The sequence below is a fragment of the Aquabacterium sp. genome (genome assembly GCF_016195855.1).
GTDB lineage: Bacteria > Pseudomonadota > Gammaproteobacteria > Burkholderiales > Burkholderiaceae_C > Aquabacterium.
The window spans coordinates 1-11,879 of sequence record NZ_JACPYU010000017.1 but is presented as its reverse complement, the minus strand read 5'-3'; the positions used below and the strand labels follow the sequence as shown (position 1 = coordinate 11,879).

The window sequence follows — 11,879 nt, the reverse complement described above, 5'->3', positions numbered from 1 at the left end:
AACCGGTCCTCGCGCTCAGTGGTGCATGAACACGAACCATGTCATGAGGGCGAACACCCCCAGGATCATGACCAGCGCGTAGTGATAGAGGTAACCCGTCTGGAACAGGCGCACCAGCGAACCAATCAGGCCCACCAGCTTGGCCGAGCCATTGACGAGCAGGCCGTCAATGATGCCGACGTCGCCCACCTTCCACAGACCACGGCCCAGCAGGCGTGCGCCAGCGGCCAGCACGTTCTCGTTGAACCAGTCCAGGAAGTACTTGTTCTCGCCGATCACGATCAGCGGACGCAGCACCTTGGCGAACATCGCAGGGATCTGTGGCGCGACGATGTAGAACACGAAGGCGGTCACGACACCGGCGAGAGCCAGGAAGAACGGCAGCGTGGTGAAACCATGCAGGGCCATTTCAGCCGCACCATGGAACTCGTGCGCCAGCTCTTCCATCGCAGGGTGAGCCTCCAGGTTGATCTTGATGGCGCTTTGCAGGAAGTCACCGAACAGCTCGGGCTGGATGGTGAAGTAACCGATCAGGGCAGAAGGGATCGCCAGCAGGATCAACGGCAGCGTCACCACCCAAGGCGACTCGTGCGGTGTATGGGCGTGCCCATGACCGTGGTCGTCTTCATCGTGGTGATCATGCTCGCCGGGGAACGGCTTGTGATGGAAGTTCTCCTTGCCGTGGAAGACCAGGAAGTACATCCGGAAGCTGTAGAAGGCGGTCACGAACACACCGGCGATGACGGCGAAGTACGCGAAACCGGCTGCAGGCAGGTGGCTGGCGTGCACGGCCTCGATGATCGAGTCCTTGGAGTAGAAGCCCGAGAAGAAAGGCGTACCGATCAGGGCCAGAGAGCCGATCAGCGACGTGATCCAGGTGATCTTCATGTACTTCCACAGGCCACCCATGTTGCGGATGTCCTGATCGTGGTGCATGCCGATGATGACGGAGCCGGCACCGAGGAACAGCAAGGCCTTGAAGAAGGCGTGCGTCATCAGGTGGAACACGGCCACGTTGTAAGCCGACACACCCAGCGCCACGGTCATGTAACCCAGCTGCGACAGCGTGGAGTAAGCCACCACACGCTTGATGTCGTTCTGGATGATGCCCAAAAAGCCCATGAACAGCGCCGTGATCGAGCCGATCACCAGCACGAAGTTCAGCGCGGTGTCAGACAGCTCGAACAGCGGCGACATGCGGGTCACCATGAAGATGCCGGCCGTCACCATGGTGGCGGCGTGGATCAGCGCGGAGATGGGCGTGGGGCCTTCCATCGAGTCGGGCAGCCACACGTGCAGCGGGAACTGCGCCGATTTACCCATGGCCCCGATGAACAGGCAGATGCAGATCACGGTGATCAGCATCCAGTCGGTCGCCGGGAAGCCCAACTTGGCCAGATCCGGCGCCTTGGCGAAGATCTCGGTGTAGTTCAGCGTGCCGGTGTAAGCCAGGATCAGGCCGATGCCCAGGATGAAGCCAAAGTCACCCACACGGTTGACCAGGAAGGCCTTCATGTTGGCGAAGATGGCCGTGGGCTTCTTGAACCAGAAACCGATCAGCAGGTAGGACACCAGGCCCACGGCTTCCCAGCCGAAGAACAGCTGCAGCATGTTGTTGCTCATCACGAGCATCAACATCGAGAAGGTGAACAGCGAGATGTAGCTGAAGAAGCGCTGGTAGCCAGGGTCCTCTTCCATGTAGCCGACGGTGTAGATGTGCACCATCAGCGACACGAAGGTCACGACGCACATCATCATCGCTGTCAGGCCGTCGATCATGAAACCGACTTCCATCTTCAGCGAACCCAGCGTCATCCATTCATAGACAGTCTGGTTGAAACGCGCACCATCGACGACGGCGTTGAGCGTCATCGCCGAGATGATGAACGAGATCAGCACGCCCAGGATGGTCAGTGCGTGCGCGCCCTTGCGGCCAATTGCCTTGCCGAACAAGCCGGCGGCAATCGAGCCGACCAGTGGTGCCAGGGGCACCGCCAGCAGCGCGTTGAGAGAAAGTTCTGTTGTCATTGTTGTCACTCTCCCGATCAGCCCTTGAGCGTGTCCAGCTCGTCGACATTGATCGACTGACGATTGCGGAACAGCGTCACCAGAATGGCCAGACCGATCGCCGACTCTGCAGCGGCCACGGTCAGGATGAAGAACACGAAGACCTGGCCGTCCATGTCACCCAGGTAGTGGGAGAACGCGACGAAGTTCAGGTTCACGGCCAGCAGCATCAGTTCGATGCACATCAGCAGCACGATCAGGTTCTTGCGGTTCAGGAAGATCCCGATGACCGACATGGCGAACAGGATGGCGCCCAGCGACAGAAAGTGTCCGAGGGTGATGGTCGTGATCATGCTTGGCCTCCGTTCTGGGGGGCAGCGTCGGCGGCGGGTGCAACAGGTGCTTCGATGGTCGGCGCCAGTTTCACCACGCGCAGACGATCACCCTTTTTAACGCGCACCTGCTCGGAAGGTTTCTGGAAGTGCGAGTCCTTGCGCTTGCGCAGGGTCAGCGCGATGGCGGCAATGATGGCCACCAGCAGGATGACGGCAGCGATCTGCACAGGGAACAGGTAGTGCGTGAACAACTCGATACCCAGTGCCTTGGCATTGGGCACCTTGGCCACATCAGGCGGGAAAGCCTTAGCAGACGGCAGGTCGAAACCACGCGTCAGCACGAAAGCCATTTCCACGGCGATCACGGCGCCAATGCCACCGGCCAGCGGGAAGTGCTTCCAGAAGCCTTGGCGGATCGAGTCGATGTTGATGTCCAGCATCATCACGACGAACAGGAACAGCACCATGACCGCCCCCACGTACACGAGCACGAGGGAGATGGCCAGGAACTCGGCTTGCAGCAGCATCCACACGCACGAGGCGCTGAAGAAGGCCAGCACCAGGTGGAGCGCGGCGCTCACTGGGCTCTTGGCGGTGATCACGCGGAAACCCGCGAAGACCAGCACTGCGGCAAAGGTATAGAAAAGTAGGCTGAAGGTGTCCATATCGGGTCAGCGGTATTTCGCGTCCGCCTCCTTGTTGGCTGCAATTTCCTTTTCGTAGCGATCACCCACCGCCAGGAGCATGTCCTTGGTGAAGTACAGATCGCCGCGCTTTTCGCCGTGGTATTCGAAGATGTGGGTTTCCACGATCGAATCCACCGGGCAGCTTTCTTCGCAGAAGCCGCAGAAGATGCACTTGGTCAGGTCGATGTCGTAGCGCGTGGTGCGGCGGGTGCCGTCGTCACGCACATCGGACTCGATGGTGATGGCCATGGCCGGGCACACGGCTTCGCACAGCTTGCAGGCAATGCAGCGCTCTTCGCCGTTCTCATAACGACGCAGGGCGTGCAGGCCACGGAAGCGCGGCGACAGCGGTGTCTTCTCTTCAGGGAACTGCACGGTGACGTACGGCTTGAAGAAGTGACGACCGGTCAGGGCCATGCCCTTGAACATTTCCAGCAGGAAGAAGCTGGAGACGAACTCTTTGAGGGACGTTGCAGACATGTTCATGTGCCCCTTATTTCCAGATGTTCCAAGGCGACATCATCCAGCCGCCGACCAGCACCAGCCAGACCAGCGTGATGGGGATGAAGATCTTCCAGCCCAGACGCATGATCTGGTCGTAGCGGAAGCGCGGGAACGATGCACGCACCCACAGGAACAGGGTGACGATGATGAAGGCCTTGGCGAACAGCCAGAACCAGTTCCACAGCCAGATCGTGTGCTCGATGAACTCAGGCGTTGCCATACCCAGCATCTTGAAAGACACCGGCGCAACCCAGCCACCGAAGAACATGACGGCAGCCAGCGTGGACACCAGGATCATGTTGGCGTATTCGGCCAGGAAGAACATCGCGAAGGCCATGCCCGAGTACTCGATCATGTGACCGGCCACGATTTCGGATTCGCCTTCCACCACGTCGAAGGGGTGGCGGTTGGTTTCAGCCAGACCGGAGATGAAGTACACGACCGTGATGGGCAGCAGCGGCAACCAGTTCCAGGACAGGAAGTTCAAGCCCATGTCGGCGAACTGGCCCTTGGCCTGGCTCAGCACGATGTCCGTCATGTTGAGCGAACCGGCCGTCATCAGCACGATCACCAGGCAGAAGCCCATGGCGATTTCGTAGGACACCATTTGCGCCGAAGCACGGATGGCGCCCAGGAAGGCGTACTTCGAGTTGGAGGCCCAGCCGGCGATGATCACGCCATAGACTTCCAGCGAGGTGATGGCCATCAGGAACAGCAGGCCGGCGTTGACGTTGGCCAGTGCGGCATCCGGGCCGAAGGGCACCACCGCCCAGGCAGCCAGCGCGGGCATGATCGTCATGATCGGGCCCAGGAAGAACAGCCCCTTGTGCGCAGCAGAGGGCACGATGATCTCTTTGAAGATCAGCTTGACCGCGTCAGCGATAGGCTGCAGCAAACCCAGGGGGCCCGTGCGGTTGGGGCCCGGACGGATCTGCGACCAGGCAATCGCCTTGCGCTCCCAAAGGGTCAGATAGGCCACGCAGCCCAGCAGCGGCAGCAAGAGCGCCACGATCTTGATCAGCGACCAGACCACGGGCCAGGCTGCGCCCAGGTTGGCGGCACCAGCGTTGTACAGGGTGTCAATCATCTGTTGTCTCCCCTACCCTTCAGGCTTTTTCGACACGGACCGTGCCGAAAGAGGCGCCCAGCGTCGCGGTGGCCGGGTGACCGGCAGGCACACGCACCACATTGGCGGGCAGGCTGGCGTCTTGCACGGCGGGCAACACGGCACTCACTGCACCATTCGCACCGTCCTGCGACACCTTGACCTGCGCACCTTCAGCCAAGCCCAACTCGGCCCACAGGGCTTGCGGCAAGCTGGCCACAGGCGCCTTGCCATCAGCCGTGGCTTGCAGCGAAGGCGCACGGCGCACCAGGGCGTCAGCGCTGTAGATGGGCACATCGGCCAGGCGCTGCAGGCCACCGGTCGAAGCGCTCAGGTTGATGGCAGCCGAGGTGGCGTTGTTCAGCTTGGCAGGCAGTGCGGCCAGGTCACCCAGGGCGCGGGCCTTGACCTCTTCCGAGGTCTCGTAGGCAAAGCCTTCCAAGCCCAGCATCGTGCCCAGCACGCGCAGGACTTTCCACGCCGGACGGGTGTCGCCCAGGGGCTTGACCACGCCATGGAAGCTCTGCACGCGGCCTTCTGCGTTCACAAAGGTGCCGGAGGTTTCAGAGAAAGGCGCGATCGGCAGGATCACATCGGCATAGTCGTTGGCACTGGTCTTGAACGACGACAGCGACACGACCATGTCGGCGCCTTGCACCGCGGCCATGGCGGCACTCGGGTTGGCGGTATCGAACTCGGGCTCGACGCCCAGCAGCACGATGGCCTTCAGGCCCTTGCCAGCCAACATCTGGCCCGCATTCAAACCACCTTGTTGTGGCTGAGCACCAACCAGTTGCGCGCCGACCGTGTTGGCCGACTCGCTCAGGAAACCGACCTTGGCACCGGTCTGCTCGCCAATCCACTGGGCCAGGGCTTGCAGCGACGAGGCTTGCGGATGTTGTGCAGCGGCATTGCCCAGCAAGATGGCCTTGTTCTGACCAGACAGCAAGGAGGCAGCGATGGCCTTGGCTGCATCAGTGGTGCTGCCGGCAGCAGGCGCGGTCACGCCACGCTCGGCGGCCACAGCGGCGGCCACATCGGCCAGCGCTTGTGCCCAGGCGCTCGGGGCCACGGTCACGCGCTGGCTCAAAGGCATCAGCCAGTCATCGTTCGCACCGCCGATGGCCGTGATCTGGGCGCCACGCTTGGCAGCCTGGCGCAGACGCGAGGCGAACAGCGGGTGGTCCTTGCGCAGGAAGGAGCCGACCACCAGGGCGCGGTCCAGCGTGGACAGCTCGGCAATCGGCAGACCCAGCCAGCGCGCACCGGCACCGGTCGTGAAGTCAGCCTGACGCAGACGGGTGTCGACGTTGTCGGAGCCCAGGCCACGCACCAGCTGGCTCAGCAGGAAGAGCTCTTCCACCGTGCTGTGCTCGGTCGCCAGGGCGCCGATGGTGTTGGCGCCCTGCTCCTTGGCAATGCACTTCAAACCATGTGCGACGTATTCCAGCGCCACCGTCCATTCAACTTCTGCCCACTGGCCGCCCTGCTTGATCATGGGCTTGGTCAGGCGTGCATCGCTGTTGAGCGCTTCGTAGCTGAAGCGGTCACGGTCGGCGATCCAGCACTCGTTGACATCTTCGTTTTCGAGCGGCACCACGCGCATCACCTTGCCGTTCTTCACCTGAACGATCAGGTTGGCACCGGTGGCATCATGGGGCGACACGCTCTTGCGGCGCGACAGCTCCCAGGTACGGGCGCTGTAGCGGAAGGGCTTGCTGGTCAAAGCACCGACCGGGCAGATGTCGATCATGTTGCCCGACAGTTCAGAGTCCACCGAGCGACCAACGAAAGTCGTGATCTCGGAGTGCTCACCGCGGTGGGCCATGCCCAGCTCCATCACACCAGCGATCTCCTGACCGAAGCGGACGCAGCGCGTGCACTGGATGCAGCGACTCATCTCTTCCATCGAGATCAGCGGGCCGACTTCCTTGTGGAAGACCACGCGCTTTTCTTCCTTGTAGCGGGAAGCCGAGCCACCATAGCCCACGGCCAGGTCTTGCAACTGGCACTCACCGCCCTGGTCGCAGATCGGGCAATCCAGCGGGTGGTTGATGAGCAAAAACTCCATCACGCTCTGCTGAGCCTTGACAGCCTTCTCGCTCTTGGTGCGCACGATCATGCCTTGCGTGACCGGGGTGGCGCAGGCCGGCATGGGCTTGGGCGCCTTCTCGATGTCCACGAGACACATGCGGCAGTTGGCCGCGATAGACAGCTTCTTGTGATAGCAGAAGTGCGGAATGAAGGTCCCATTTTCTTCAGCAGCACGGATCACCATGCTGCCTTCCTGGGCCTGGACTTTTCGTCCGTCGATTTCGATTTCGATCATAGCGTTACTTACCTTTTAGGGCACGCGTGCGGGCTTCCGCCGGGCCGCCCCAAGGAAGACCAACCCCCACGGGGGGCAGCGAGGTACTCCGAGCGTGGGGGCGCTTAGACATAGGCCGGGACCATGCAGGTCTTGTGTTCGATGTGGTGCACGAACTCGTCGCGGTAGTGCTTGATGAAAGCACGCACCGGCATCGCAGCGGCATCACCCAGCGCGCAGATGGTGCGGCCCTGGATGTTGTCGGCAACCGAGTTCAGCAGGTCGATGTCTTCCGGACGGCCCTTGCCGTGCTCGATGCGGTCCATCATGCGCCACAGCCAGCCCGTGCCTTCGCGGCAAGGCGTGCACTGGCCGCACGATTCATGCATGTAGAAGTAGGACAGGCGCAGCAGGCTCTTGACCATGCAGCGGGTCTCGTCCATCACGATGACGGCGCCCGAGCCCAGCATCGAGCCGGCCTTGGCGATGGAGTCATAGTCCATCGTGCATTCCATCATGATGTGAGCAGGCAGCACGGGCATCGACGACCCACCGGGGATCACGGCCTTCAACTTGCGACCGCCGCGCACGCCACCGGCGAGCTCCAGCAGCTTGGCGAAAGGCGTGCCCATCGGGATCTCGTAGTTGCCGGGACGCTCGACGTCACCGGAGATCGAGAACAGCTTGGTGCCACCGTTGTTGGGCTTGCCCACGTTCAGGAAGGCCTCGCCACCGTTGCGGATGATCCATGGCACCGCAGCAAATGTCTCGGTGTTGTTGATCGTCGTGGGCTTGCCGTACAGGCCGAAGCTGGCAGGGAAAGGCGGCTTGAAACGGGGCTGGCCCTTCTTGCCTTCGATCGATTCCAGCAGTGCGGTTTCTTCGCCGCAGATGTAGGCACCGAAACCATGGTGCGCATGCAACTGGAACGTGAAGTCGCTGCCCATGATGTTGTTGCCGAGGTAGCCGGCAGCACGGGCTTCTTCCAGGGCGGCTTCGAAGCGTTCGTACACCTCGAAGATTTCGCCGTGGATGTAGTTGTAGCCCACGGTGATGCCCATGGCGTAGGCCGCAATGGCCATGCCTTCGATCACGGTGTGCGGGTTGAAGCGCAGGATCTCGCGGTCTTTGCAGGTGCCCGGCTCGCCCTCGTCGGAGTTGCAGACCAGGTACTTCTGACCGGGGAAGGCGCGGGGCATGAAGCTCCACTTCAGGCCGGTGGGGAAGCCCGCGCCCCCACGACCACGCAGGGCCGAGGCTTTGACTTCGGCAATGACCTGATCCTGGGTCATGCCCGGGCCGCCGTCCTTGCCCAGGATCTTGCGCAGGGCCGCGTAGCCACCGCGGGCTTCGTACTCCTTCAGACCCCAGTTGTTGCCGTCGATGCCGGCGTAGATTTGCGGTTCGATGTGGCGGCCGTGGAAAACGGTTTCCTTGCCGGTCGCCTGGAATTTGGAAAGATCAAGCATCTTGTCTTTGCCTCACTTGGCCTGAGACTTGAGCGTGGACAGCAATTCGTCCAGGCGCTCGTTGCTCAGGTAGCTGACCATCTGACGGTCGTTGACCAGGGCCACGGGTGCATCGGCGCAAGCGCCCAGGCACTCGGATTGCTGCACGGTGAACACGCCGTCCGGCGTGGTGCCACCCATCTCGACACCCAGGCGCGAGCACACGTGCTCCAGCGCCTTCTGGCCGTCGCGCAACTGGCACGGCAGGTTGGTGCACACGGCCAGCTTGAACTGGCCCACCGGCTGCTGGTTGTACATGTTGTAGAAGGTGACGACTTCGTGCACGGCGATGGGCGCCACGCCGATGTAGTCGGCCACTTCCTGCTCGCTCTCGGGCGAGACCCAGCCACGCTCTTGCTGGATGATGGACAGGCAGGCCATCACAGCGGAGATGCGCTGGTCAGCCGGGTACTTGGCGAGTTCGCGGTCGAAACGCGCTTTGGTTTGTTCGCTCAACATGGTTTGGTCGCTTATTCCGCAGTCACTTCAGCGGTCGATTTCACCGAACACGATGTCCATCGTGCCGATGATGGCCACGGCGTCAGCCAGCATGTGGCCACGGGACATTTCGTCCAGCGCGGCCAGGTGCGGGAAGCCAGGGGCACGGATCTTCAGGCGGTAAGGCTTGTTGGCACCGTCCGATGCCAGGTAGATGCCGAACTCGCCCTTGGGGTGCTCGACCGCGGCATAGGCCTCGGACTCGGGCACATGGAAGCCTTCGGTGAAGAGCTTGAAGTGGTGGATCAACTCTTCCATCGAGGTCTTCATCTCGACGCGCGAAGGTGGGGCCACCTTGTGGTTGTCTGTGATGACCGGACCGGGATTGGCACGCAGCCAGTCCACGCACTGCTTGATGATGCGGTTGGACTGACGCAGCTCTTCGACGCGGACCACATAGCGGTCATAGCAGTCGCCATTGGTGCCGATGGGGATGTCGAAGTCCAGCTTGTCGTACACGTCATACGGCTGGTGCTTGCGCAGGTCCCACACGATGCCCGAACCGCGCAGCATGGCGCCGGTCAGGCCCATCTGCAGGGCGCGCTCGGGCGACACCACGCCGATGCCCACCGTACGCTGCTTCCAGATGCGGTTGTCGGTCAGCAGGGTTTCGTACTCGTCCACCAGCTTGGGGAAGCGCTGGGTGAAGTCGTCGATGAAGTCCAGCAGCGAGCCTTGACGGTTCTCGTTCATGCGAGCAATCGTCTTGGCGTTCTTGATCTTGCTGACCTTGTACTGCGGCATCGCGTCCGGCAGGTCGCGGTAGACGCCACCCGGACGGAAGTAAGCCGCGTGCATGCGCGCGCCCGACACGGCTTCGTACATGTCGAACAAGTCTTCACGCTCGCGGAAGCAGTAGATCAGGATGTTCATGGCGCCGCAGTCGAAGCCGTGACAGCCCAACCACAACAGGTGGTTCAGCACACGGGTGATCTCGGCAAACATCACACGGATGTACTGCGCGCGCTCGGGCACCTCGATGCCCAGCATCTTCTCGATGGCCAGGCAGTAGGCGTGCTCGTTGCACATCATCGAGACATAGTCCAGGCGGTCCATATAGGGCAGCGACTGGATGTAGGTCTTGGACTCGGCCAGCTTTTCAGTGGCGCGGTGCAACAGGCCGATGTGCGGGTCGGCGCGCTGGATGACTTCGCCGTCCAGCTCCAGCACCAGGCGCAGCACGCCGTGTGCAGCCGGGTGTTGCGGACCGAAGTTCAGGGTGTAGTTCTTGATTTCTGCCATGGCTTCAACCTCGACTTAATGCAGGCCGCCGTAGTTGTCTTCACGAATGATGCGCGGCGTGATCTCGCGCGCCTCGATGGTGACGGGCTGGTAGATCACACGCTTCTGCTCTTCGTCGTAACGCATCTCGACGTGACCAGAAGTCGGGAAGTCCTTGCGGAAGGGGTGACCGATGAAACCGTAGTCCGTCAGGATGCGGCGCAGGTCTTCGTGGCCATCGAACACGATGCCGTACAGGTCAAAGGCTTCACGCTCGAACCAGTTGGCCGAGTTCCAGATGCCATTGACCGAAGCCACGATGGGAAAGTCATCATCCAGCGCAAACACCTTCAGGCGCAGACGCCAGTTCTTGCTGACCGACAGCAGATGGCTGACGGCACAGAAACGCGGGCCATCCGAGTAGATGCTGGGGGCACCGTCCTTGTAGGCCGAGTAGTCCATGCCGCACAGGTCGATCAGCTGCTCGAACTTCAGATCGGCGTGGTCACGCAAGGTGCGGGCCACTTCGAGGTAGTCGGCCGCGGACACGGTCAGGGTCAGTTCACCCTTGGCGCTGTCCAGGCGCTTGATCTTGTCGCCCAGCACGTTTTGCAGGGCTGTTTGCAGGTTGGCGAGTTTCTGAGTCATTGCCTGGGCTCCCGATCAACGTGCGATGGTGTTTTCACGGCGGATCTTCGCCTGCAGCTGCAAGATGCCGTAGAGCAGCGCTTCAGCCGTGGGGGGGCAACCAGGCACGTACACGTCCACCGGCACGATGCGGTCACAACCGCGCACCACCGAGTAGCTGTAGTGGTAGTAGCCACCGCCGTTGGCGCACGAGCCCATGGACAGCACCCAACGGGGCTCGGCCATCTGGTCGTACACCTTGCGCAGCGCGGGAGCCATCTTGTTGCACAGCGTGCCGGCCACGATCATCAGATCGGACTGGCGGGGGCTGGGGCGGAACAACATGCCGAAGCGGTCGATGTCGTAGCGGGCCGCGCCCGCGTGCATCATCTCGACCGCACAGCAGGCCAGACCAAAGGTCATGGGCCACAGAGAACCGGTCTTGGACCAGTTGATCAGCGTGTCGGCCGAGGTGGTGATGAAGCCCTCTTTGAAGACGCCTTCGATACCCATTTCAATTACCTCTTGAAGATTCCAGTGCCAGAGCGGTTGCGAGATCGGTCGCGAGAAAGACCGGACGTGGGATCACTCCCAGTCCAGCGCGCCCTTCTTCCACTCGTAGGCAAAGCCCACAACCAGGATGCCCAGGAACAACATGATGGCCAGGAAGCCGGTCATGCCCACTTCCTTGAGCGCCACGGCCCAGGGGAACAGGAATGCGATTTCCAGGTCGAACAAGATGAAGAGGATGGCGACCAGGTAGTAGCGCACATCGAACTTCATGCGTGCGTCTTCGAAGGCCTCGAAACCGCACTCGTAAGGGGAGTTCTTGGCCTCGTCAGGGCGACGGGGGCCGAGCAGAAAACCAAGCGCCTGTGGCGCAATGCCCACACCCACGCCAACGAGGATGAAGAGGATGACGGGCAGATATTGCTCAATGTTCATGGCCAAGGGCTTTCAGAACGAACAAGACGCGTGATTGGACCACACAGACAAAACAAAAAGCGCGCCAGGAATGCCATCAATCAGGTTTGACCCCAACATGACAGCATCCACAGCGCGCCCACCTGAGGACTTCGT

General features: G+C 61.6%; 12 protein-coding genes. All 12 read right to left on the bottom strand.

The features are described 5' to 3' along the window. Positions 1-15: 15 nt before the first annotated feature. Positions 16-2,028 (bottom strand): NADH-quinone oxidoreductase subunit L, encoded by a 2,013-nt coding sequence (nuoL, locus tag HY019_RS16450; protein WP_290694293.1) that lies wholly within the window; start codon positions 2,026-2,028, stop codon positions 16-18. 17 nt (positions 2,029-2,045) lie between these two features. Then, entirely contained in the window at positions 2,046-2,360 is a 315-nt protein-coding gene (gene nuoK / locus HY019_RS16445; protein ID WP_035035136.1) for an NADH-quinone oxidoreductase subunit NuoK, read from the bottom strand. Beyond that, entirely contained in the window at positions 2,357-3,007 is a 651-nt protein-coding gene (locus HY019_RS16440) for an NADH-quinone oxidoreductase subunit J (protein WP_290694290.1), read from the bottom strand. Before HY019_RS16440 ends, nuoK begins: the two co-directional genes overlap by 4 nt. 6 nt (positions 3,008-3,013) lie before the next feature. Further along, complete coding sequence (gene nuoI, locus HY019_RS16435; RefSeq protein ID WP_290694382.1) at positions 3,014-3,508, bottom strand: NADH-quinone oxidoreductase subunit NuoI; 495 nt, start codon at positions 3,506-3,508, stop codon at positions 3,014-3,016. 13 nt (positions 3,509-3,521) lie between these two features. Beyond that, positions 3,522-4,619 (bottom strand): NADH-quinone oxidoreductase subunit NuoH, encoded by a 1,098-nt coding sequence (gene nuoH, locus HY019_RS16430; protein ID WP_290694288.1) that lies wholly within the window; start codon positions 4,617-4,619, stop codon positions 3,522-3,524. A gap of 19 nt (positions 4,620-4,638) precedes the next feature. Beyond that, positions 4,639-6,966: an NADH-quinone oxidoreductase subunit NuoG gene (nuoG, locus tag HY019_RS16425; RefSeq protein ID WP_290694286.1), complete on the bottom strand. Its 2,328-nt coding sequence runs from the start codon at positions 6,964-6,966 to the stop codon at positions 4,639-4,641. Positions 6,967-7,070: 104 nt separating this feature from the next. Then, the gene (nuoF, locus tag HY019_RS16420) at positions 7,071-8,414 is read right to left on the bottom strand and encodes an NADH-quinone oxidoreductase subunit NuoF (RefSeq protein ID WP_290694284.1); all 1,344 of its coding nucleotides are present in this window, start codon (positions 8,412-8,414) and stop codon (positions 7,071-7,073) included. A gap of 12 nt (positions 8,415-8,426) precedes the next feature. Continuing rightward, entirely contained in the window at positions 8,427-8,912 is a 486-nt protein-coding gene (gene nuoE, locus HY019_RS16415; protein ID WP_290694282.1) for an NADH-quinone oxidoreductase subunit NuoE, read from the bottom strand. Between the two features lie 27 nt (positions 8,913-8,939). Continuing rightward, positions 8,940-10,193 (bottom strand): NADH-quinone oxidoreductase subunit D, encoded by a 1,254-nt coding sequence (locus HY019_RS16410; RefSeq protein ID WP_290694280.1) that lies wholly within the window; start codon positions 10,191-10,193, stop codon positions 8,940-8,942. A gap of 15 nt (positions 10,194-10,208) precedes the next feature. Then, on the bottom strand, positions 10,209-10,820 hold the full coding sequence (locus tag HY019_RS16405; RefSeq protein WP_290694278.1) for an NADH-quinone oxidoreductase subunit C: 612 nt from the start codon (positions 10,818-10,820) through the stop codon (positions 10,209-10,211). 15 nt (positions 10,821-10,835) lie between these two features. Further along, positions 10,836-11,312: an NADH-quinone oxidoreductase subunit B gene (locus tag HY019_RS16400; protein WP_035035151.1), complete on the bottom strand. Its 477-nt coding sequence runs from the start codon at positions 11,310-11,312 to the stop codon at positions 10,836-10,838. A 72-nt stretch (positions 11,313-11,384) separates the two neighbouring features. Next, positions 11,385-11,744 (bottom strand): NADH-quinone oxidoreductase subunit A, encoded by a 360-nt coding sequence (locus HY019_RS16395; protein WP_035035154.1) that lies wholly within the window; start codon positions 11,742-11,744, stop codon positions 11,385-11,387. Positions 11,745-11,879 lie beyond the last annotated feature (135 nt).

Coding starts and splice junctions, on each gene's coding strand:
- nuoL (WP_290694293.1), bottom strand. CDS start 2,028: ATGACAACAGAACTTTCTCTCAACGCGCTGCTGGCGGTGCCCCTGGCA.
- nuoK (WP_035035136.1), bottom strand. CDS start 2,360: ATGATCACGACCATCACCCTCGGACACTTTCTGTCGCTGGGCGCCATC.
- HY019_RS16440 (WP_290694290.1), bottom strand. CDS start 3,007: ATGGACACCTTCAGCCTACTTTTCTATACCTTTGCCGCAGTGCTGGTC.
- nuoI (WP_290694382.1), bottom strand. CDS start 3,508: ATGTCTGCAACGTCCCTCAAAGAGTTCGTCTCCAGCTTCTTCCTGCTG.
- nuoH (WP_290694288.1), bottom strand. CDS start 4,619: ATGATTGACACCCTGTACAACGCTGGTGCCGCCAACCTGGGCGCAGCC.
- nuoG (WP_290694286.1), bottom strand. CDS start 6,966: ATGATCGAAATCGAAATCGACGGACGAAAAGTCCAGGCCCAGGAAGGC.
- nuoF (WP_290694284.1), bottom strand. CDS start 8,414: ATGCTTGATCTTTCCAAATTCCAGGCGACCGGCAAGGAAACCGTTTTC.
- nuoE (WP_290694282.1), bottom strand. CDS start 8,912: ATGTTGAGCGAACAAACCAAAGCGCGTTTCGACCGCGAACTCGCCAAG.
- HY019_RS16410 (WP_290694280.1), bottom strand. CDS start 10,193: ATGGCAGAAATCAAGAACTACACCCTGAACTTCGGTCCGCAACACCCG.
- HY019_RS16405 (WP_290694278.1), bottom strand. CDS start 10,820: ATGACTCAGAAACTCGCCAACCTGCAAACAGCCCTGCAAAACGTGCTG.
- HY019_RS16400 (WP_035035151.1), bottom strand. CDS start 11,312: ATGGGTATCGAAGGCGTCTTCAAAGAGGGCTTCATCACCACCTCGGCC.
- HY019_RS16395 (WP_035035154.1), bottom strand. CDS start 11,744: ATGAACATTGAGCAATATCTGCCCGTCATCCTCTTCATCCTCGTTGGC.